The sequence below is a fragment of the Sphingomonas azotifigens NBRC 15497 genome (assembly GCF_002091475.1).
GTDB classification, from domain to species: Bacteria; Pseudomonadota; Alphaproteobacteria; order Sphingomonadales; family Sphingomonadaceae; genus Sphingomonas; species Sphingomonas azotifigens.
This window is the reverse complement of sequence record NZ_BCTR01000032.1, coordinates 34832-55208: the sequence shown is the minus strand read 5'-3', so window position 1 is coordinate 55208 and position 20377 is coordinate 34832. Positions and strand designations below refer to the sequence as shown.

Annotated in this window: 21 protein-coding genes; 9 read left to right on the top strand and 12 right to left on the bottom strand. The window is 67.6% G+C overall.

The window, feature by feature from the left end; all coding sequences use genetic code 11:
- Positions 1-10 precede the first annotated feature (10 nt).
- From SAZ01S_RS12555 to SAZ01S_RS12535, 5 genes are all read left to right on the top strand, one after another.
- Positions 11-655, top strand: coding sequence for a sulfite oxidase-like oxidoreductase (locus tag SAZ01S_RS12555; protein WP_084582610.1), 645 nt, complete (start codon positions 11-13; stop codon positions 653-655).
- Between the two features lie 134 nt (positions 656-789).
- A complete protein-coding gene (locus SAZ01S_RS12550; protein WP_084582623.1) occupies positions 790-1152 on the top strand; it encodes a response regulator in 363 nt (120 codons plus the stop codon).
- Complete coding sequence (locus tag SAZ01S_RS12545) at positions 1149-2918, top strand: PAS domain-containing sensor histidine kinase (protein WP_084582609.1); 1770 nt, start codon at positions 1149-1151, stop codon at positions 2916-2918. Before SAZ01S_RS12550 ends, SAZ01S_RS12545 begins: the two co-directional genes overlap by 4 nt.
- Positions 2915-3532 carry a response regulator transcription factor gene (locus SAZ01S_RS12540; protein WP_084582608.1) on the top strand — a complete coding sequence of 206 codons (618 nt, stop codon included), beginning with the start codon at positions 2915-2917 and terminating at the stop codon, positions 3530-3532. The genes SAZ01S_RS12545 and SAZ01S_RS12540 overlap by 4 nt, the downstream gene beginning before the upstream one ends.
- 96 nt (positions 3533-3628) lie before the next feature.
- A complete protein-coding gene (locus tag SAZ01S_RS12535) occupies positions 3629-3847 on the top strand; it encodes a hypothetical protein (protein ID WP_139810061.1) in 219 nt (72 codons plus the stop codon).
- A gap of 40 nt (positions 3848-3887) precedes the next feature.
- Here the strand turns inward: SAZ01S_RS12535 and SAZ01S_RS12530 are convergent, their stop codons facing one another.
- The 4 genes from SAZ01S_RS12530 to SAZ01S_RS12515 all read right to left on the bottom strand — a co-directional run bounded on the left by SAZ01S_RS12530 (position 3888) and on the right by SAZ01S_RS12515 (position 6974).
- Complete coding sequence (locus SAZ01S_RS12530; RefSeq protein WP_084582606.1) at positions 3888-4415, bottom strand: P-loop NTPase family protein; 528 nt, start codon at positions 4413-4415, stop codon at positions 3888-3890.
- A gap of 374 nt (positions 4416-4789) precedes the next feature.
- Positions 4790-5251: a GNAT family N-acetyltransferase gene (locus SAZ01S_RS12525; protein WP_084582605.1), complete on the bottom strand. Its 462-nt coding sequence runs from the start codon at positions 5249-5251 to the stop codon at positions 4790-4792.
- Positions 5248-6366 carry a M14 family metallopeptidase gene (locus SAZ01S_RS12520; RefSeq protein WP_084582604.1) on the bottom strand — a complete coding sequence of 373 codons (1119 nt, stop codon included), beginning with the start codon at positions 6364-6366 and terminating at the stop codon, positions 5248-5250. Before SAZ01S_RS12520 ends, SAZ01S_RS12525 begins: the two co-directional genes overlap by 4 nt.
- Positions 6363-6974, bottom strand: a complete 612-nt coding sequence (locus SAZ01S_RS12515) for a DUF4136 domain-containing protein (RefSeq protein WP_245824812.1) — start codon at positions 6972-6974, stop codon at positions 6363-6365. Before SAZ01S_RS12515 ends, SAZ01S_RS12520 begins: the two co-directional genes overlap by 4 nt.
- Positions 6975-7193: 219 nt before the next feature.
- Here SAZ01S_RS12515 and ykgO point away from each other — a divergent pair, with 219 nt between their 5' ends.
- A complete protein-coding gene (gene ykgO / locus SAZ01S_RS12510; protein WP_010543750.1) occupies positions 7194-7319 on the top strand; it encodes a type B 50S ribosomal protein L36 in 126 nt (41 codons plus the stop codon).
- Positions 7320-7327: 8 nt separating this feature from the next.
- On the top strand, positions 7328-7948 hold the full coding sequence (locus tag SAZ01S_RS12505) for an HAD family hydrolase (protein WP_084582602.1): 621 nt from the start codon (positions 7328-7330) through the stop codon (positions 7946-7948).
- A 503-nt stretch (positions 7949-8451) separates the two neighbouring features.
- On the opposite strand, the gene SAZ01S_RS12500 is transcribed toward SAZ01S_RS12505, so the two are convergent.
- Both SAZ01S_RS12500 and thrC read right to left on the bottom strand, forming a co-directional pair.
- On the bottom strand, positions 8452-9321 hold the full coding sequence (locus SAZ01S_RS12500; protein WP_084582601.1) for a class I SAM-dependent methyltransferase: 870 nt from the start codon (positions 9319-9321) through the stop codon (positions 8452-8454).
- Positions 9318-10709: a threonine synthase gene (gene thrC, locus SAZ01S_RS12495; protein ID WP_084582600.1), complete on the bottom strand. Its 1392-nt coding sequence runs from the start codon at positions 10707-10709 to the stop codon at positions 9318-9320. The genes SAZ01S_RS12500 and thrC overlap by 4 nt, the downstream gene beginning before the upstream one ends.
- 148 nt (positions 10710-10857) lie before the next feature.
- On the opposite strand from thrC, the gene mgrA reads away from it, so the two are divergent.
- Both mgrA and SAZ01S_RS12485 read left to right on the top strand, forming a co-directional pair.
- Entirely contained in the window at positions 10858-11922 is a 1065-nt protein-coding gene (gene mgrA / locus SAZ01S_RS12490; protein ID WP_084582622.1) for an L-glyceraldehyde 3-phosphate reductase, read from the top strand.
- Positions 11919-12380, top strand: coding sequence for a GreA/GreB family elongation factor (locus SAZ01S_RS12485; RefSeq protein ID WP_084582599.1), 462 nt, complete (start codon positions 11919-11921; stop codon positions 12378-12380). Before mgrA ends, SAZ01S_RS12485 begins: the two co-directional genes overlap by 4 nt.
- Positions 12381-12452: 72 nt before the next feature.
- Here SAZ01S_RS12485 and SAZ01S_RS12480 read toward each other — a convergent pair whose 3' ends face one another.
- From SAZ01S_RS12480 to SAZ01S_RS12455, 6 genes are all read right to left on the bottom strand, one after another.
- Positions 12453-12842, bottom strand: a complete 390-nt coding sequence (locus SAZ01S_RS12480) for a VOC family protein (RefSeq protein ID WP_084582598.1) — start codon at positions 12840-12842, stop codon at positions 12453-12455.
- Between the two features lie 161 nt (positions 12843-13003).
- The gene (locus tag SAZ01S_RS12475; protein WP_084582597.1) at positions 13004-13855 is read right to left on the bottom strand and encodes a 2,4-didehydro-3-deoxy-L-rhamnonate hydrolase; all 852 of its coding nucleotides are present in this window, start codon (positions 13853-13855) and stop codon (positions 13004-13006) included.
- A 289-nt stretch (positions 13856-14144) separates the two neighbouring features.
- Complete coding sequence (locus SAZ01S_RS12470; RefSeq protein ID WP_245824810.1) at positions 14145-14432, bottom strand: hypothetical protein; 288 nt, start codon at positions 14430-14432, stop codon at positions 14145-14147.
- Positions 14433-14492: 60 nt separating this feature from the next.
- Entirely contained in the window at positions 14493-15923 is a 1431-nt protein-coding gene (locus SAZ01S_RS12465) for an efflux transporter outer membrane subunit (RefSeq protein ID WP_084582596.1), read from the bottom strand.
- Positions 15924-15928: 5 nt separating this feature from the next.
- The gene (locus SAZ01S_RS12460) at positions 15929-19102 is read right to left on the bottom strand and encodes an efflux RND transporter permease subunit (RefSeq protein ID WP_084582595.1); all 3174 of its coding nucleotides are present in this window, start codon (positions 19100-19102) and stop codon (positions 15929-15931) included.
- 6 nt (positions 19103-19108) lie between these two features.
- Entirely contained in the window at positions 19109-20314 is a 1206-nt protein-coding gene (locus tag SAZ01S_RS12455) for an efflux RND transporter periplasmic adaptor subunit (protein ID WP_084582594.1), read from the bottom strand.
- Positions 20315-20377 lie beyond the last annotated feature (63 nt).

Here is a 20377-nt window from a genome sequence, read left to right as displayed (position 1 = left end):
GGAGCCGCCGATGGACGAGGACAGCAAGCTCACCCGTTCCAAGCGCGCCTGGGCAGAGGCGGGCAAGTTCCTCACCGGGCGCACCGCGCGCCCGGAGGCCGAGCGGCTGCCGCCGGGCCAGCACCTCGTCACCAACTGGCCGGTGCTCGATCTCGGTCGCCAGCCCGAGGTGCGGCCCGAGCGCTGGCGGCTGACCATCGACGGCATGGTCGCCCGACCGCTGACGCTCGACTGGGCGGCGTTCGAATCCCTCGCCACCGACGAACGGGTGAGCGACATCCACTGCGTCACCAGCTGGTCGCGCTACGACAATCGCTGGGCGGGCATCGCCACCGCACGGCTACTGGAGATGGTCGAACCGCGCGCCGAAGCCGAGGCGGTGATGCTCCACGGCTATGACGGCTATACCACCAACCTGCTGCTCGCCGATTTCGCCGCGCCCGACGCGCTGATCGCGCATCGCTGGGAGGGCAAGCCGCTCGCCCGCGATCATGGCGGCCCGGCGCGGCTGGTGGTGCCGCACCTCTATTTCTGGAAGAGCGCGAAGTGGATTGCGCGTATCGAAGTGATCGGCCGCGACCGGCCGGGCTTCTGGGAAGTGAACGGCTATCATCTGCGCGGCGATCCCTGGGCCGAGGAGCGCTATTCGCGCTGACGCGCATTTCCATACGTACCAATCCGCATGACGTCGAAGATCGGGGCCACATATTTTGGCCCCATGCGTTTTAGCGTCTGCCTTGCTTTTCCCCTCACGCCGCCCCCGGTGCGCGCATGAAGGAGGGCGTCCCCATGCCGAGCCGAAGCCCTCGCGAGCGCGTGCTGCTGGTCGATTCGCAGGATGAGTCGCGACGCGCGCTGCAATTGCTGCTGCAAGGCTGCGGGATGGACGTGCGCGCCTTCGCCTCCGCCGCCGCGGCGATGGCCGAGACGACGCTCGACCAGATCCGCACGCTGCTGATCGCGCGCGAATTGTCCGATGGCGATGCGATCCATCTGCTGCGCCAGCTCGTCACGCGCGGCTGGGCGGGGCGCGCGATCCTGATCGGGCAGAGCCATGCCGAGCTCGACGCGGAAGCCCGCGCCGCCGGCTTCGCCAGCGTGGTGAAGAAGCCGGTGGGCCGACTCGAGCTGCTCGGCGCGCTGGCGCGATGAACTTCCCGTTGCCGTACTTCGATACACCGGTGCGCCCGACGCTGGGCGATCGGATGCGGCAACGCGTGCCCGAGGCGCTGGCGACGCTGCTGCTGCTGGTTTCCGGGCTCGCCCTCGCGCCGCTGGTCTCGCGCGGCGAGCGCTATGTCCTTGTAGGCGTACTGCTCGCCTGGGCGGCGGCGATCCTGCTGCTCGCCTCATACAGTCGTGCGCTGCGCCGCCGGCTGCGCGCCGAGGAAGCCGATGCCCGAAGGCGGGCCGATCGCGCCGACGAGCTTGCTGCCGAACTCAACCTGCTGATCGACGGCGCGGTCGGCTACGCGATCTACACCGTCGATCCCAAGGGCCGCGTCTCCTTCTGGAACGAAGGTGCCGAGCGGCTGAAGGGCTGGCGCGAGGACGAGGTGCTCGGCCGCGACATGGGGCTGTTCTACCCGGCCTCCGCCGTCGCCGCCGGCAAGCCCCGCGCCGACCTCGACGCCGCACTGCGCGACGGCAAGCTGGAGGAGGAGGACTGGCGCCTCCGCAAGGACGGCAGCGAGTTCCTCGCCCAGGTGCTGATCACCCCGTTGCGCGGCCCCGACGGGCGGCTGCGCGGCTTCGGCAAGGTGATCCGCGACATCACCGAGCAGCGCGCCAGCGAGCGCCAGGCGACCGCCGCCGCCAATCATCTCCGTTCGATTCTCGCGACCGTGCTCGACGCGATGGTGATCATCGACGAGCGTGGCAACATCGTCTCGTTCAGCGCCGCTGCCGAGCGGATGTTCGGCTATGCCGAGGACGAGGTGGTCGGCGCGAATGTCAGCCTGCTGATGCCCATGGGCGATGACCGCGAGCATGATGGCTATATCCGCCGCTATCTGGAAACCGGCGAACGGCGGATCATCGGTACCGGCCGCACTGTCACCGGGCGGCGGCGCGACGGATCGACCTTCCCGATCGAGCTGTCGGTCGGCGAGGCGATGACCGAGGGCGAGCGCGTGTTCACCGGCTTCATCCGCGATCTGAGCGACAAGCAGCGCGCCGAGCAGCGCATCGAGGAACTGCGCTCCGGCCTGATCCATGCGGCGCGGGTGAGCGCGATGGGCACCATGGCCTCGACGCTGGCGCACGAGCTCAACCAGCCGATCACCGCGGTGGTGAACTATGTCCGCGGCGTCTCCAACCTCATCGACGCCGGCGACCCGCAAGACCTGCCAGTGATCCGCGAGGCGCTCGACGATACCGCGCAGGAGGCACTGCGCGCCGGCACCATCGTCCGCCGCCTCCGCGAATTCGTCGCCCGCGGCGAGGTGGAGAAGAGCGTCGAGCAGATCCCCGATCTGGTCGACGAGGCCTGCAAGCTCGCGCTGATCGGCGCGCGCGAGAAGGGCGTCGTCGCGGAGTTCCTGTTCGATCCCGCCGCCGGGCCGGTACTGGTCGATCGCATCCAGATCCAGCAGGTGCTGATCAACCTGATGCGCAACGCGATCGAGGCGATGGCTGACTCGCCCGAGCGGCGGCTGACCGTTTCCAGCCGTCTGGAATCGTCGGCATTCGTGCGAGTGACGGTGGCCGATACCGGCCCCGGCGTCGCTGCCGAGGTGGCGGAGGACCTGTTCCGCGCCTTCCACAGCACCAAAACGGATGGGATGGGCCTTGGCCTGTCGATCTGCCGCACCATCGTCGAGGCCAATGGCGGCCGCATCTGGCTGGAGCCGCGCGAGGGCGGCGGCAGCGCCTTCCACTTCACCCTCGTCCATGTAGAAGAAGGAACGACCCCGTGACCGACAAGCGCCTCGTCCATATCGTCGACGACGAGGATGGTGTCCGCCGCTCCGCCAGCTTCATGCTCAAGACCTCGGGCTTCGCGGTGCAGACCTGGCCCTCGGGCGTCGCGTTTCTCAAGGAGGCGCGGCATGTCGAGCCCGGCTGCGTGCTGCTCGACGTGCGTATGCCCGAGATGGACGGCTTGGAGGTCCAGCGGGAACTGCACGCGCGCGGCATCGCGCTGCCGGTGATCGTGCTGACCGGGCATGGCGACGTTTCGCTGGCGGTGAAGGCGATGAAGGCCGGCGCGGTCGACTTTCTCGAAAAGCCGATGGAGAGCCGCGCGCTGATCGACGCGATCAACCGCGGCTTCGAGCGGCTGGAGGCCGCCGAGGACGTCAAGACGCGCGCCGCCGATGCCGAAACGCTGCTCGGTGCGCTGACCGTGCGCGAGCGCGAGGTGCTGGAAGGGCTGGCCCAGGGCTATCCGAACAAGACCATCGCCTATGACCTCGGCATCTCGGCGCGGACGGTGGAAGTGCACCGCGCAAACGTGATGGCGAAGCTTGGTGCGAAGAGCCTTTCCGAGGCGCTTAGAATCGCCTTCGCGGCGGGCATGGGCGCGGGCTAAACGATTGCAGTACCGTGCATTCCCGGACTTTTTGGGCTATGCTGCACAGGGACTCGGGGGAGTGCGGGATCGACCACGCTGACAGGGAGCGGGAAGATGACGATGCAACGACAACCGAACCTCATGGGGGGCACGCTGCCCGACGCGGAAGAGAACCTGCGGGCTTGGTCCTCGGGCCTGTTCACTGCCTGGTGCGACGCGGTGGTGACGCCGTGGAACCTGGTGCCCGAACCCACCACCCACCAGCATGATAGCGGCGAGCGGCTGCCGATCCCGGAAGCGCTGGAGAGCGGGGCGCTGTCGCTGTTCGCTTGAGGCGGCGGCGGACGCGCGTTCTTTCGTCCGGACGGCGGCCTTAGCGGCGCAGGTCGTTCTTGCGGTAGAAGTCGGTGATCGCGCGGGTCGAGACGAGCAGGACCTTGGGCAGCGCGACATCGTCGAAGATTCGACGGTACCGCACACGATTAGCGCGGGTGGCGAACAGGATGTGGTGGAGCATCGCCCATTTCACGCTGTCCCGCCCGCCGGCGAGCGCGCCGTGCCGTTGGCGTTCGAACCAGCAGCGCCGCACATAGCGATACAGGCTGACCGAGGTCGGCACGTCGAGCAGCAGTACGCCGGTGGCCCGCGCCAGGCGTTGCGGCAGCAGCCGGGTATAGTTGCCCTCGATCACCCAGCTGTCGCCGAGGATCGCCATGTCGTGCAGGGCGGCGAAATCGTCGGCCGGGCGGGGCACCCAATCGGTATGGGGCAGATGGTGGAGCTGGTCGAGATGGATCGCCTCCAGCCCGCGCGCGGCGGCGATCGCGACGGCCAGCGTGGACTTGCCGCTGTTCGAGGGGCCCAGAACGCAGATCCGTGATCCGAGGTCGTCCAGTGTCATGGCGACTCTGTCCCATGTTGTCGCTTGCGCGTCCGGCGCACCGGCTTGCCAAGTCCGCTCGGAAAGGCGTCTGGTTACAGCAGTTCCCGCTCGATCACCTAATGCGTGCGACGATTATCTTCTGGTTCGGTGGAGCAGGTGCTGACGACGCGGGTGGCATGAATGCGGCTGCGCTCGGTCCCGAGTGCGACCACACAGTCCCCATCGACCGTGACGCTGCGCTGCTCGGCACGACCTCGTTCCCGCAGGCAGATAGGCGCGGGGTGGCGACCAGCACCAGCAGGGCGAGGGCGGGGCGAATCGGCATGGTGGAAACATGTCATGCCGCGCGGCAGCTGGATCTGCGGACCTCGCTCCGGGAGCGGGTAGTGCGCTTACAGCGCCCGCGTCAGGAACCGGCTGTTGGGATCGTCCTTGGGATAGTCGCCGAAGGCCGGGCAGGGAACGAAGCCGTAGCGGGTGTAGAGCCGGATTGCCGGTTCGAACGCAGGCGCGGTGCCGGTCTCCAGGCTGAGCCGCTGGAGGCCGCGCGCGCGGGCGGTGGCGAGGATATGCTCCAGCAACGCCGCGCCCACGCCCTTGCCGAGATACGCCGGCACGGTGCGCATCGACTTCACTTCGCCATGGATCGCGTCCAACTGCTTGAGCGCGCCCATGCCGAGCAGCGCCTCGCCCGCCCAGGCGCTCCAGAAGCTGACGTCCGCCGCCTGGAGGCCCGACAGGTCGAGAAAGTGGCAGCTCTCGGCGGGCGAGTTGGCGAGCATGCCCGAGGCGTGCAGGCGCAGGAGATCCTGCACCTGAGCGTCGTCCAGCCCGCCTTCCCGGATCGTGATCACAGCGTGTCGATCATCCCCGCCAGCGTCTCGAGGCAGGCATGGGCGAGCAGCTTGCTGCGGATCGGTGACCAGCCGAATTCGGGATCGGCGTTCGCGTCATGGTCCTTGAACGGCATTTCCAGCGTCATCGACACCGCGCCGAACCGCTCGGCGAGCTGGTTGGTCGACATGGCGAGGTTGGCCTTGCCCGGGGGCGACTTGTCATAGCCGAGCTCGGTCTGGAAATCGGGGGTGTGTGCCGCGAGACGTCGGCCGAACTCGTAGAATTTTTCGCCGAGTGCGTCGGTCCAGCTCGGAATGCCCTCGAAGCCGGCGAGGAAGTTGGCGGGGATCGCCTCGTCGCCATGGACGTCCATGGCGAAGGTCACGCCGGTCTCGTCCATCCGGTTGCGCACCGCCAGCACTTCCGGGCTGCGCTCCGGCGTGGGGGTGTGCCATTCGCGGTTGAGGTTCACCCCCGCCGCATTGGTGCGCAGATGGCCGCGCCGCGAGCCGTCCGGGTTCATGTTGGGCACGCAGTGGAAGGTCGCCTTGCTGCGCAGCGCCTGCGCCACCGCATTGTCCGCGTCGGTGAGGAACTCGAGCGCGCCTTCCATCCACCATTCGGCCATGCTCTCGCCCGGATGCTGGCGGGCATAGAGCCAGACCTGCTTGGGACCCTCGCCCATGCTGAGGCAATCGATCGGCTGGCCGTCCAGCGTGGTGCCCAGCTGGCGGTGGGTCACGCCGTCCTGCAGCGCGATCCGGCTGACCAGGTCGTGGTGCCGCTCCATCGAATAGGGCGCGAAATAGGCGAACCAGGTGAGGTCGGTCTGGAAATGATGGGTGAAGCTGAGGATGCCGCCGGCATACTCCGTCTCCGCCATCCGCCACGATTCGCGGTCGGCCGACCAGCGCGCCTTGTAGCCCGGCCAGCCGAACGGATAGGCCGAGCTGCCCGCATTGAGGATGCGGAAATTCAGCGTCCGCCCCTTCGCGCCGGCGACGCGGAAGTGGAACCACTGGAAGAAGTCCGACTGGTGATCGAGGACGATCTCGCAGTCGACCCGGTCGCCTTCGATGGCGACCACGCGGATGTTGCCGCTGTCGAACGCGGCGCTGATCTGGATGCTCATTTCACCGTCGTAGTGATACCGGACTCGCCGGGGAAGTCCTTGAACAGCGCAGCGGCGAGGCGCTGGGCGGTGGCGGCGGGCTGGTTGTCGCGGAGGCCGACGCCGGTGGTCTCGGCGCGGCCCTCCCAGATCACGTTCTCGCCGGCGCGGCGGCGCAGCTGCACCCAGAGCTGCGAGACCAGGATCTCGTTCTGCTTGCGCTTGCCGAGGCCGAAGGAGAAGCTGCCGCCCACACCGACGCCGCCGCCCCGACCGCCGCCGAAGCTGCCGCCGCCCAGGCCGATCGAGACCGGCGACGGCTCGCGCACCACCCCGCGCGAGCTGCGGGTGAACGACACCGAGGCGACATAGCCGGCCGGGCGATCGCTGGTGGCGGGGACATAGCCCAGCTTGCTCAGCTCCGCCTGCACCGCATCGGCATAGGCGCGGAATTCCGGGGTGACGTCCATCGCGCCGGACATCGGCATCACGGTAACGGTGGTGCGCTCGAACGGCTCGCTCAGGTGATAGCGGGTAACGTCGATCGGCGGGCGAGCGCCGGTGGCGGTGCAGCCGGCGGCGAGCGCGGGCATGGTGGCGAGCAGGGCAAGACGCAGATACTGATTCACGAACACGCACTCCTGTTTCGTGGGCGTATCGGGTCTATCCCGCCGCCCGGCGCCGGGTCGAGGAGATTTGCGCGTGCGCCCGGGGATGGAACGTTCGGCACGCGCGATCGGCTGCATATCGGCCGCATGGGGGCACACGCGGCCTTGACTTCCCGCCCCTGCGCTTATAGGCGAGCCGCTCTTTCCGGCATTCCAGATAATTTGAGAAGCGAATCGGTCATGAAGATCGTCAATTCATTGAAGTCGCTCAAGGGGCGGCACCGCGACAACCGCGTGATCCGCCGCCGTGGCCGGATCTACGTGATCAACAAGACGCAGAAGCGTTTCAAGGCACGTCAGGGCTGAGCCCATACGTGGGGACTGCGCCGCACGCCGTCATCTTCGACGTCGGCAACGTTCTTTTCCCTTGGGAACCGCGGCGTTTGTACGAGCGCCTGTTCGACAACGAGCAGGCGCTCGACGCGTTTCTGTCGCAGGTCGTCACCAAGGAATGGCATTTCCAGCATGACGCTGGCCGCCCCTTCGCCGAGACCTCGGCGGAGCTGATCGCGCTGTACCCCGAGCATGCCGACAAGATCGCGCTCTGGGGGCCGCGCTTTGCCGAGCAGCTGGGGCCCGCCTTTCCCGATATGGTCGCGCTGGTCGAGGAACTCGATTCGGCGGGCGTGCCGCTGTACGGCATCACCAACTTTTCCGGCGAGTTCTGGCGGGCCTGGATGCCGCAGGTCGACTGGCTGTTCGGCCGCTTCCAGGACATCGTCGTCTCGGGCGACGAGAAGCTGGTGAAGCCCGATCCCGCCATCTACGCGCTGGCACTGGAGCGATTCGGCTTGGCTGGCCCGGACGCGGTGTTCGTCGACGATCTGCCGGCGAATGTGGACGCGGCGCGGGCGCAGGGTATCCACGGCGTGGTGTTCACCGGCGCCGAGGCGTTCCGCGCCGAGCTGGTGCGGCTGGGCGTGCTTGCCGGCTGAGCTGGCGGTTTTTTCCTCTTCTCCATTCTTTGGGCGTCATCCCGACGAAAGTCGGGATCCATTCGCCCCTCCGTCGGCGCTGGAGCTGGAACGGTGACCCCAATAGATCCCGGCTTTCGCCGGGATGACGGGTGTGGAGGTAGGGTTGCGGCGTCCCTAAGTTTACGAAGTTTAGGCTCGTGCGCGATTCGCTAAGTTCACACGGGAAACACGCGGTGCATTTTCGCGATGGGTTCCCGGTAGGTTCAAAGAGCGGTTGCCGTGTGGATGTCAGCTAGGAACATATAGGGATCAGATGCGCTGCGGCAATGGTGGCTGACATTTTGCCGGCGAGGCGGCGGCAGGTGTGTACATGTTTGGGGGGGGCGGCGGTCAGTCATCGATGTCCCCAAAGTGACCACCGACAAGTGTTATTCGGAATTAATCTTTTCCGTCAAATGGATATGCAGGAGGCGCGCGAGCCTAGCTTGCTTCGGCTTAAGGCCTAATTTGAAGGGGCTTCACTACCTACTCCACCGCGCAAAAATCGCCGTCGGCAGCTCCAGCCCGCGTGCCTCCTCCCGCACCGTCAGCTCGCCCGCTTCCACGACACCCCCCTTGTCCGCCATCGCCTGGCGGACCAGTTCGCCGATCGCCAGCGCCGACATGCGCACCGCATAGACCGTCAGGAACAGGAAGCGCGAATTCGCATCCAGCAGCTTGGCCACGTCGTCGATCAGCGACGGCAGGCCCTCTTCCAGCTTCCACACTTCGCCATTGGGCCCGCGGCCCCATTTGGGCGGATCGAGGATGATGCCGTCATAGCGGCGCCCCCGGCGTACCTCGCGCGCGGTGAATTTCATCGCGTCGTCGATCATCCAGCGGATCGGCTTGTCGGCCATGCCGGAGAGCTGGGCGTTGGCCTTGCCCTCCATCACCGATTTCTTGGAGGCGTCGACATGGGTCACCTTGGCGCCCGCCGCCGCCAGTGCCAGCGAGCCGACCCCGGTATAGCCGAACAGGTTCATGCATTCGGGATCGGCCATCCCGTCGATGCGGCCGCGCATCCAGTCCCATACCGGCGCCATGTCCGGGAAGAAGCCGAGGTGGCGGAAGGGCGTGGTCTGTGCGGTGAAGCGCACCTCGCGCCACGCCAGCGGCCAGCCTTCGCGCGGCGTCGGCTTGAGATACTCCCAGCGGCCGCCGCCATCCTCGTCGGAGCCGGGGACGAATTCGGCATGCGCGTCCCAGTCGGCCGAGGCCGGCGCCCACATCGCCTGGGGCTCGGGGCGGATGAAGCGATAGGCGCCGTAGCGCTCGAGCTTGCGCCCATGGCCCGAATCGATCAGCCCGTAATCGGCCCATGGCGCACCGGTGAGGGTGACGAGCTTCATGGGCGGGCGTGGGCCCGCTCGGCGATATAGCCGGTGATCGCGTCGAAGGTGGCGGGGAGGGCGACGTAACGCTCCTGGCGATCGAACAGGTCGCCGATGCGGCCTGGCACATTCGGGCGCATGCCGGTGGCGCGCTCGACCGCGTCGCGGAACTTGGCGGGATGGGCGGTGGCGAGGGTGACCACCGGCACGTCCACCGCAAGGCCGGCGCGCTGGGCGGCGGCGAGGCCGATCGCGGTGTGCGGATCGATCACCTGGCCGGCTTCGGCACAGGCCCAGCGCATCGCCTCGTTCATGCCGTCGGCATCGATCGCGTCGCTGGTGAACAGCTGGGAGGCACCTTCGCGCTGGGCGTTGGTGAGTTGCATCGCCTTGGTCGCCTCGAAGCCGCGCATCTGGTCCGCGATCGGCGCACCGGCGAGGTCGGCGAGCAGCCGTTCGAAGTTCGAGCTGACCTGGATGTCCATCGACGGCGCGGCGGTGGGGGTGACGGTGCCCGCCGAATAGTCGCCGGCGGAGAGCGCGCGGTGGAGAATGTCGTTGACGTTGGTCGCCACCACCAGCTTGGCCACGGGCAGGCCCATGCGCGCGGCGACATAGCCGGCGAACACGTCGCCGAAATTGCCGGTGGGCACCGAAAAGGCCACGGCCCGCTCGGGCGCGCCGAGGCGGACGGCGGCGTAGAAATAATACACCACCTGCGCCATCAGCCGGGCCCAGTTGATCGAGTTGACCGCGCTCAGCTGGAAGCGGCCCGAGAAGTCCGCATCGTTGAACATCGCCTTCACCAGCGCCTGGGCATCGTCGAAGCTGCCGTCGATCGCGATGTTGTGGACGTTGGGGGCGAGCACCGTGGTCATCTGGCGGCGCTGGACGTCCGACACGCGGCCCTGCGGGTGCAGCATGAAGATGTCGACGCCGATGCGCCCGGCGACGGCGTCGATCGCGGCGCTGCCGGTGTCGCCGGAGGTCGCGCCGACGATGGTGAGGTGCTGGTTGGTGCCGCTCAGGAACTTCTCGAACAGCAGGCCGAGCAGCTGGAGCGCGACGTCCTTGAACGCGAGCGTCGGCCCGTGGAACAGCTCGAGCAGCCAGTGCTGCTGGTCGAGCTGGACGAGCGGGGTCACCGCCGCGTGCGAGAAGCGGCCATAGGCCTGGGTGCAGAGCTGGCGAAGCTCGTCTTCGCTGAGGTCCGGCGTGACGAAGGGCAGCATGACGCGCACCGCCGTCTCGACATAGGAGAGGCCGCGCATCGCGGCGATGTCCTCGGCCGAGAAGCGCGGCCACTCGGTCGGGACGTAGAGGCCGCCGTCGCTGGCGAGGCCGGTGAGGGTGACGTCGCGAAAGCCCAGCAAGGGCGCGGCGCCGCGGGTGCTGTGATACTGCATGGCCGCCCGCGTTACCGGGCGAGCGCCGGGACGACAAGATAGCTGTCCTTGGGGGCGGCTTGCCATTGTTGGTGGGGCGGGGTGTTCCGTGCTGGACCCGGTCTGCGTATAGGCGCGTTCCGTACAGCCTTCCCGATGGAGAGAGATGATGGCCTATCCCCAGCCCTGGCACGCCGATGCCGACCGTTATGATGGTCGCATGCCCTATCGCCGCTGCGGCGTGAGCGGGCTCGACCTGCCGGCGATCAGCCTGGGGCTCTGGCAGAATTTCGGCGGGACCGACGTGTTCGAGAATGCCCGCGCGATGCTGCGCCGGGCGTTCGATCGCGGCGTGACGCACTTCGATCTCGCGAACAATTACGGCCCGCCTTACGGTTCTGCGGAAGAGAATTTTGGCCGCGTGCTGGCGACCGATTTCGCCAGCCACCGCGACGAGCTGATCATCTCGACCAAGGCGGGCTGGGACATGTGGCCCGGGCCTTATGGGGACGTCGGCGGCAGCAAGAAGTACCTGATCGCCTCGTGCGACCAGAGCCTCAAGCGGATGGGGCTCGACTATGTCGACATCTTCTACTCGCACCGCGTCGACCCCAAGACGCCGCTGGAGGAGACGATGGGGGCGCTCGCCCAGATCCATCGCGAGGGCAAGGCGCTCTATGTCGGCATCTCCAGCTATTCGCCCGAGCTGACCCGCCAGGCCGCGGCGATCCTCGCGGACTACAAGGTGCCGCTGCTGATCCACCAGCCGAGCTATTCGATGCTCAACCGCTGGATCGAGGAGAGCCTGCTCGACACGCTCGAGGATCTCGGCACCGGCTGCATCGCCTTCTCGCCGCTGGCGCAGGGGATGCTGACGCGCAAGTATCTGAACGGCGTGCCCGAGGACGCCCGCGCGGCCAAGGGCGGCACCTCGCTCGACACGCGGCTGCTTTCCGATGAGAACATCGCCCGCATTCGCGCGCTCAACGCGATCGCCGAGAAGCGCGGGCAGACGCTGGCGCAGATGGCGATCGCCTGGGTGCTGCGCGATCCCCGCGTCACCTCGGCGCTGGTCGGCGCGCGGACGGTGCAGCAGCTCGACGATTCGTTGGACGCCGTGAAGAACCTCGCCTTCACCGCGGAGGAACTGGCCGAAATCGACACCCATGCAACCGAAGGCGCGATCGATCTTTGGAAGGTATCGTCCACGCTTGAGGATCTGCCGCAACGATGAGCGTCGCGTTTCGCCGCGAGAGCGACGAGGAACATAAGGAACCGAAGTTCGAGCTGCCGCTGCCGGCCGGGCCCAACCTGGTCACGGCAGCGGGGCCGGCGCTGATCGCGGGCAAGGTCGCCGCGCTGGAAGCGGCGATCGAGGCCGAGGGTGAGGACGAGGCCAGGGAAGGGCTGAAGCGCGAGCTTCGCTACTGGAACACCCGCGCCGCCACGGCGCAGGTCGCGCCGCCGATCGAGGACGGCGTGGCCGGGATCGGCGCGCGCGTGCGGATCAAGCTGAACGGCCGCGAGCGGGTGATCGAGATCGTCGGCCATGACGAGGCCGATCCCGCCGCCGACCGGCTCGCCTTCCAGGCCCCGCTGGCGCATGCGCTGCTCGGCGCGGAGGAAGGCGAGCGGGTGGATTTCGGCGGGAAGCCGGAGGCGATCGAGGTGCTGGGGGTGGAGGCGATTTAAGGGGGGCAAGCCCGTGTGCGAGCGCCTCGGGCCGCGGTCAGCGGAAGCCAGGCTTGCACGGGAAGCGAGAGGTTATGCGGGTATCCGGCTGCGTGCTTGGCAGAACACCAATAGGTTTCCATCCGGTACGCGGATGATCAGTTCGCGCTGTCCATAGTCTTGATCAACGGGCCCGCGCACATGCTCCGGTGGCAGCCCGGCGAGCTTCGGGCCCAATTGCTGTACGACGACGTCAACATCGGCCACGTCGATGTAATAGGCAAATCCGCCATGGCCTTCGATCGGCGCGTCATCCTTCTCATGACCCAGAATCCGGATGGCGACGCCTTCGCGCTCCAGATACGCATAGCCGCCATCGTCGATGATCGCGGTGAAACCCAATCGTTCGACAAGAAACGCCACCGCTTCCTTGCAGTGCCGGACATGCATGAACGGCGTGATGCCAAGGGTGTTCGACGACATGGCTATACCTGCGCGAATGGGGGACGCTGGGCTGTGGCAGTGTCGCATGCGTCGCGGCCGCCTGCAACAAGGCACTCGCGGAGCCTCGACGCCGGGAGCGTGCTCGCCGCGCGATCCTGCCCCCCCCTCCCGCTTGTGGGAGGGGGGCCTTGGCAAGCCGTTCAGCCCCCCAGCTTCGCCAGATCGAAGGCGATCACCTCCTGGCGCTGCGTGCCGAGGCCGGCGATGCCGAGTTCCATCACGTCGCCGGGCTTGAGGAAGATCTTGTCGGGCTTCTGGCCCTCGCCAACACCCGGGGGCGTGCCGGTGATCAGCAGGTCGCCCGGATGCAGCGTGATGAAGCGGCTCATGTACGCGATGCATTCCGCCACGGGGAAAATCATCGTCGCGGTGTTGCCGGTCTGCATGCGCTTGCCGTTGAGGTCGAGATACATGTCGAGCGCTTGGGCATCGGCGATCTCGTCCGGCGTCACCAGCCACGGGCCGACGGGGCCGAAGGTGTCGCAGCCCTTGCCCTTGTCCCACTGGCTGCCGAGCTCCTTCTGGAAGGCGCGCTCGGAAACGTCGTTTGCGAGGACATAGCCGGCCACGTGATCCAGCGCATCGGCCTGGTCGACATAGCGGCAGGTCTTGCCGATGATCACGCCCAGCTCGACTTCCCAGTCGGTCTTTTGCGATCCCTTGGGGATCATCACCGGATCGTTGGGCCCGGTAAGGCACGAGATCGCCTTGGTGAAGAAGATCGGCTCGGGCGGCGGCTCGAGGCCGGCTTCGCGGGCGTGATCGGCATAGTTGAGGCCGATCGCGAGGAACTTGCCGATATTGGCGACCGGTACGCCGAGGCGAACATCGCCCTCGACCAGCGGCAGCGTGGCGGGGTCGACCGCGCGGATCCGTTCGATCACGTCGACGGTCAGGTCGGGCACCAGGCCGGTCAGATCGCGGATGCGACCGTCGGCGTCGAGCAGGCCGGGCTTTTCGGCACCGCGCGGGCCGTAGCGAAGCAACTTCATGCAAGCGTCCTCATGCAACAAAGGCAGACGATTGCGCAGTAGCGCGTGCAGCGGCCGCGCCAAAGGAGGATTTGCCGAATTGTCGGATTATTGGAGATGCGGCCGGGGCGAGCGGAGGGCGCGTGGGGCAACAGCATCGTTGCGCCGTACTTCTCAACCGCCGTCATCCCGGCGGAAGCCGGGTCCAGACGCCACTAGGGCGCGGCAAGCGCCGCGAGGGTGACCCCAATGGACCCCGGCTTTCGCCGGGGTGACGGCTGGGGGCTTAGCGCAAGCTTCACCTACGCGCTCAGCCCACCCGGCGCAGGTGCTTGCCGCCGTAGCGCTGGCCCAGATAGGCGGAAAGGCGCTGGAGATAGTTGCGCGCGTTCGCGGCCTTGTCCGGACAGCAGGGCAGGGGGTTCTTGCTGATGCCGGCGGCGCGACGATCGACCTTCTGGCACAGCAGCTCAAGATCCTGGCGGCTGAGCAGGTTCTTCTCCCGCATCACGCAGAGCAGGCTTTCGAGAATGATCAGGCTCTCGTCCCCCGTCTGCACGGGGGGCAGTTCGACCGCATGCGACTCAAGTTGCGTCACCGCACCTCTCCTTCTCTGTTGGATCCAGAGAGTATGCGGATTTTCGCAAGTGGCAAGCGACTACTCGAGCCCGCCGCCTAAGGTTCTATACAGGGTTACGAGGTTGCTCGCGCGGGTGAGCCGGGTGGTGACGAGCTGCTGCTCGGCCGCATAGGCACTACGTTGCGAATCCAACGCGGTAAGGAAGGAATCTACGCCGGCGCGGTAGCGCGCGTCGGACAGGCGGGCGGCGACTTCCGCGGCCTGCGCGCGGGCGGTCTGCGCGCGGACCTGCTCGTCGATTGTCCCACGCTGGGCCAGTGCGTCGGAGACCTCGCGGAAGGCGGTCTGGATCGTCTTCTGGTAGGTCGCGACGGCGCCTTCGCGCGCGGCGCGATAATAGTCGACGTTCGCTTGGTTCTTGCCGAAGTTGAAGATGTTGACCGAGGCGGTGGGCGACACCGTGTAGGTATCGGTGCCCGACCCGAACAGCTTGCCGATCGCCGAGGCGATCGAGCCGCCGGTGGCGGTGAGCGAGAGGCGCGGGAAGAAGGCCGCGCGCGCCGCGCCGATATTGGCGTTCTGTGCGATCAGCTGATGCTCGGCCTGCAGCACGTCCGGACGGCGCAGCAGCACCTCGGAGGGCAGGTTGCCCGGCAGCGCGTCGATCGTCGCCTTGCCGTCGCCCAGCGTCTCCGGCAGCAGCTCGGCCGGCACCGGCGCGCCGGTGAGCAGCTGCAGCGCGTTGACGTCCTGCGCGATCCGCGTGCGCGCGGTGGCGACGTCGTTGCGGGCCGATTCGTAGCTCGTCTCGGCCTGACGCGATTCCAGTTCGGAGGCGGTGCCGATGCGGAACTGCGCGCGGGTCAGTTCGAGCGACTCTTCATAGGCCTTGAGCGTCCGCTCGGCGATCACGAGCTGCTCGCGGTCCGACGCCAGCGTCAGCCAGGCGCTGGCGATCTCGCCGATCAGCGAAACGCGGGTGGCGCGCTGCGCCTCGCTGCTGGCGAAATACTGCTCCTGCGCGGCGCGGCTGAGGTTCCGCACGCGGCCGAACAGGTCGATCTCGAACGAGGTGATGCCTGCCGCAACGCTGAAGTTCTGCACGTCCTGCACGCCGCCGCCACCGAGCGCGCCACCGGCGCTGGCGGCGAACTGCGCGGTGTTGGTGAAGGTGCCGGTACCGCTGACGCCGAGCGCGGGGAACAGGTCCGCCCGCTGTGCCCGGTACTGCGCCCGCGCCTGCAGCACGTTGGCGGCGGCGAGGCGCAGGTCCTGGTTGTTGTCCAGGCCCAGCTGGATCACCCGGCGGAGGCGATCGTCGACGAAGAAGTCGCGCCAGCCGATCTTGCTGATGTCCGGCGCGTCGGTGGCGGCGGCCGGGTAGACGTCGCCCTGGGGAAGCGCGGCCGGTACCGCCGGCGCGGGCCGGCTGTACTTGGGGGCGAGGTTACAGCCGCCGAGCGCGGTGCTCGCGGCGAGCGCGAGGAACAGGGGGAAGCGGTTGGTCACGGCCGTCAGGCTCCCTGCGGCGCTGCTGCGCCGCCGTCATGGTTGGTATCCGGGCGCTGGTTTCGGTTGCGGCGGCGATCGAACAGATTGCGCACCACCACGAAGAACATCGGCACGAAGAAGATCGCCAGCACCGTCGCGGAGAGCATGCCGCCCACCACCGCACGGCCGATCGCGTTCTGGCCGCCGGCACCCGCGCCGGTGGAGATTGCCAGCGGCAGCACGCCGAAGATGAAGGCGAGGCTGGTCATCAGGATCGGCCGCAGGCGGAGCTTGGCGGCTTCCACCGCCGAGTCGAAGGCGCTCATGCCCTCGCGCATCCGTTCCTCGGCGAACTCGACGATCAGGATCGCGTTCTTCGCCGACACGCCGATCGTGGTGATCAGGCCGACCTGCAGGTAGATGTCGTTGTTGAGCCCGGTCAGCCACGCCGCGAGCAGCGCACCGATCACGCCGAGCGGCACCACCAGGATCACCGAGATCGGCACCGACCAGCTCTCATAGAGCGCGGCGAGGCAGAGGAACACGATCAGCAGCGACAGCGCATAGAGTGCCGGCGCCTGGCCGCCCGACAGGCGTTCCTCATAGGAGAGGCCCGTCCATTCGAGCTGGGTGCCCGGCGGCAGCTTGGCGTGGATCGCCTCCATCGCCGCCATTGCGTCGCCGGTCGAGGTGCCGGGGGCGGGCGAGCCGAGGATTTCCATCGCCGGCAGGCCGTTATAGCGGGTGAGCTGTACCGGCGCCTGCGCCCAGCTGAGCGTCGAAAAGGCGGTGAACGGCGTCATCGTGCCGGTGGGGCCGCGGACGAACAGGTTGGCGATGTCCTCCGGCGTCAGGCGATAGGGCGCGTCGGCCTGGACATAGACGCGCTTGACGCGGCCGCGATCGATGAAGTCGTTGACATAGGTCCCGCCCCAGGCAGCGGCGATGGTGCTGTTGACCGAGGAGAGGTCGAGGCCGAGCGCCTTGGCCTTGTCCTGGTCGATATCGACCTTGAGCTGCGGCGCGTCTTCCAGCGCGTTGGGGCGTACGCCGACCAGGCGCTTGTCCTGCATCGCCATGCCCAGCATCATGTTACGCATCTGGAGAAGGCGTTCATGGCCGATGCCGCCGGTATCGACGAGCTGGAGGTCGAAGCCGGTCGCGTTGCCGAGTTCCTGCACCGCCGGCGGCGTGATCGCGAAGATCAGGCCGTCGCGATATTGCGCGAAGGCGCCCATGGCGCGCCCGACGATCGAGCCGGCGGCGTTCTTGCCGCCGGGGCGTTCGGACCAGTCCTTCAGCGGCATGAAGGCGAGGCCGCTATTCTGGCCGGCGCCGGCGAAGCTGAAGCCGTTGATCGTGAACACGCCCTTCACATTGCCCGCTTCCTCCTTGAGGAAATGGTCGCGGATCAGGTCGAGACCCTTGTCCGTCCGTGCCGAGGTGGCACCCGCCGGGCCCTGCACCAGCGCGATGACGATGCCCTGGTCCTCGTCGGGCAGGAAGCCGCCGGGCAGGCGCAGGAAGAGCAGGCTCATGCCGCCGAGGATCAGCAGATAGACGAGGCCCGAGCGCTTCCAGCTGCGCGCGGTACCGCGCACGCCCTTCTCATATTTCGCCTGACCGCGATCGAAGTTGCGGTTGAACCAGCGGAAGAAGCGCGCGAGCGGGCCGTTGCCTTCGGCCTTGTCCGGGTTGTGCGGCTTGAGGATGGTGGCGCAGAGCGCGGGGGTGAGGACCAGCGCCACGAACACCGACAGCACCATCGCCGAGACGATCGTGATCGAGAACTGGCGATAGATCACGCCGGTCGAGCCGCCGAAGAACGCCATCGGCAGGAACACCGCCGAGAGGACGAGGGCGATGCCGACCAGCGCGCTGGTGATCTCGTCCATCGACTTGCGCGCGGCGTCGACCGGGCTGAGATGCTCGGTGGTGATCAGGCGTTCGACGTTTTCGACGACGACGATCGCGTCGTCGACGAGCAGGCCGATCGCCAGCACCATGCCGAACAGGGTGAGGGTGTTGATCGAGTAGCCGGCGATCGCCAGCACCGCGAAGGTGCCGAGCAGCACCACCGGCACGGCGATCGTCGGGATCAGCGTGGCGCGGAAGTTCTGCAGGAACAGGAACATCACCAGGAAGACGAGCACCACCGCTTCGATCAGCGTGTGCACCACCTGCTCGACCGACAGGCGGACGAACGGCGTGGTGTCGTACGGGAAGATGACCTTGATGTCGGCCGGGAAGGTCTTGGCGATCTCGTTGACGCGGGCCTTGACCGCATCGACCGTGGTCAGCGCATTGGCGCCGGGGGCGAGCTTGATGCCGATGCCGGCGCCGGGCTTGCCGTTCCACTTCGAATCGAAGCCATAGCTTTCCGCGCCGATCTCGACGCGGGCGACGTCGGCCAGGCGCACCACCGAACCGTCGGTGCCGCTCTTCAGGCGGATCTGGCCGAACTGATCGGGGGTGGTGAGCCGCGATTGGACCGATACCGTGGCGTTGAGCATCTGCTCCTTCGGCGCAGGACGCGCGCCGAGCTGCCCGGCCGAGACCTGCGCGTTCTGCGCGCGGATCGCGGCGGTCACGTCGTCCATGGTGAGCGCGAACTTGTTGAGCTTCACCGGATCGACCCAGACGCGCATCGCATATTGCGAGCCGAACACCTGGGTATCGCCGACGCCGTTCACACGCGACAGCGGATCCTGCAGCTTGGAGACGATATAGTCGGCAAGATCGGTGCCGCTGTGCGACCCGTCTTCCGAATAGAGGCCGATCACCACCAGGAAGTTCTGGGTCGCCTTGGCGACCTGGATGCCCTGCTGCTGCACTTCCTGCGGCAGGAGCGGGGTGGCCGCCTGCAGCTTGTTCTGCACCTGCACCTGGGCGATGTCAGGATTGGTGCCCTGCTCGAAGGTGAGGGTGATCGTCACCGTGCCTGCCGACGAGGACGAGGACGAGAAGTAGCGAAGGTGATCGATCCCCTTCATCTGCTGCTCGATGATCTGCGTCGTCGTGTTTTCCAGCGTCTTGGCGTCCGCGCCCGGATAGGTCGCGGTGATCGAGACGGCGGGCGGCGCGATCGCCGGGAACTGCGCGATCGGCAGCGTCCGGATCGCCAGCACGCCGGCCAGCATGATGATGATCGCGATGACCCACGCGAAGATGGGCCGATCGATGAAGTAGCGCGACATGGGGCTTTACTTCCCTTGGGCCGGAGCGGCGCCCGGCTGGCCCTGGCCCTGCGCGGGCTTGGCATTGGGGTTCCAGGGCTGCGGGGTGACCGGCATGCCCGGGCGCAGCATCATCGCGCCCTCGACGATCACCTTGTCGCCCGGCTTGAGGCCGCTGGTGACGATCCAGCTGTCGCCGGCGGTGCGGCTGGTCTGGATCGGGCGCGGCTCGATCTTGTTCTGGGCGCCGACGACGAGCACCACGGGCATGCCGCGCTCGTCGCGGCTGACGGCGCGCTGCGGCACCAGCATCGCATTCTGCTGGGTGCCTTCGACGAGGTGCGCGCGCACGAACATGCCCGGCAGCAACAGGCCGTTGGGGTTCGGGAACAGCGCGCGGATCACCTGGCTGCCGGTCGTCTGGTCGACGGTCACGTCGGCGAAGCGCAGCGTTCCCTGCGGGCCATAGGGATTGCCGTCCTCGAGCGTCACCGCGACCTTGGCGTTGCCGTCGCGGGCGACCTGGCCGGCGAGGATCGACTGGCGCAGCTTGAGGATGTCGGCGCTCGACTGCTGGATGTCGACATAGATCGGATCGAGCCGCTGGATCGTGGTCAGCGCATTGGCCTGCGACGCGGAGACCAGCGCGCCGGTGGTGTAGAGCGAGCGGCCGATCTTGCCGCTGATCGGCGCGCGGACCGTGGTACGGGCAAGGTCGATCTCGGCGGTGGCGAGCGCGGCCTTCTGCGCGGCGACATCGGCGCGTGCCTGCGCGGCGCTGGTCACCGCATTCTCATAGTCCTGCTTCGAGATCGCGTTGATCTTGGCGAGCTCGCCATAGCGGCGGGCGAGCGCTTCGCTGGACGCGATCGCGGCTTGGGCGCGGGTCAGCGCGGCGCGGGCGCTGGCAACGGCGGCGCGATAGGGGGCGGGGTCGATCCGGTAGAGCGGCTGGCCCTGGCGCACCATGTCGCCTTCGGTGAACAGCCGTTCGAGGATCAGGCCGTTGACCTGCGGGCGCACGTCCGAGCTCTCATAGGGGCTCAGCCGGCCGGGCAGTTCGCTGCTGAGCGGCACCGCCTGCTGCTGGACGACGACATAGGAGACGGGGGGCGGAGCGGCCTGCTGTCCGCCCGCGCCGCCAGGTGCCCCGGCACCCTGCTGCTGGGACTGACCGCCACAGGCGGCGAGGACAAGCGCGAGAGCCGGCGCGGTGTGACGGAAAAAAGTCATGCGGAAGCCTGCCGTTGTGTTATATGTGAGTGAACGATCGCTCACATTCGCTGCTACTGCGAA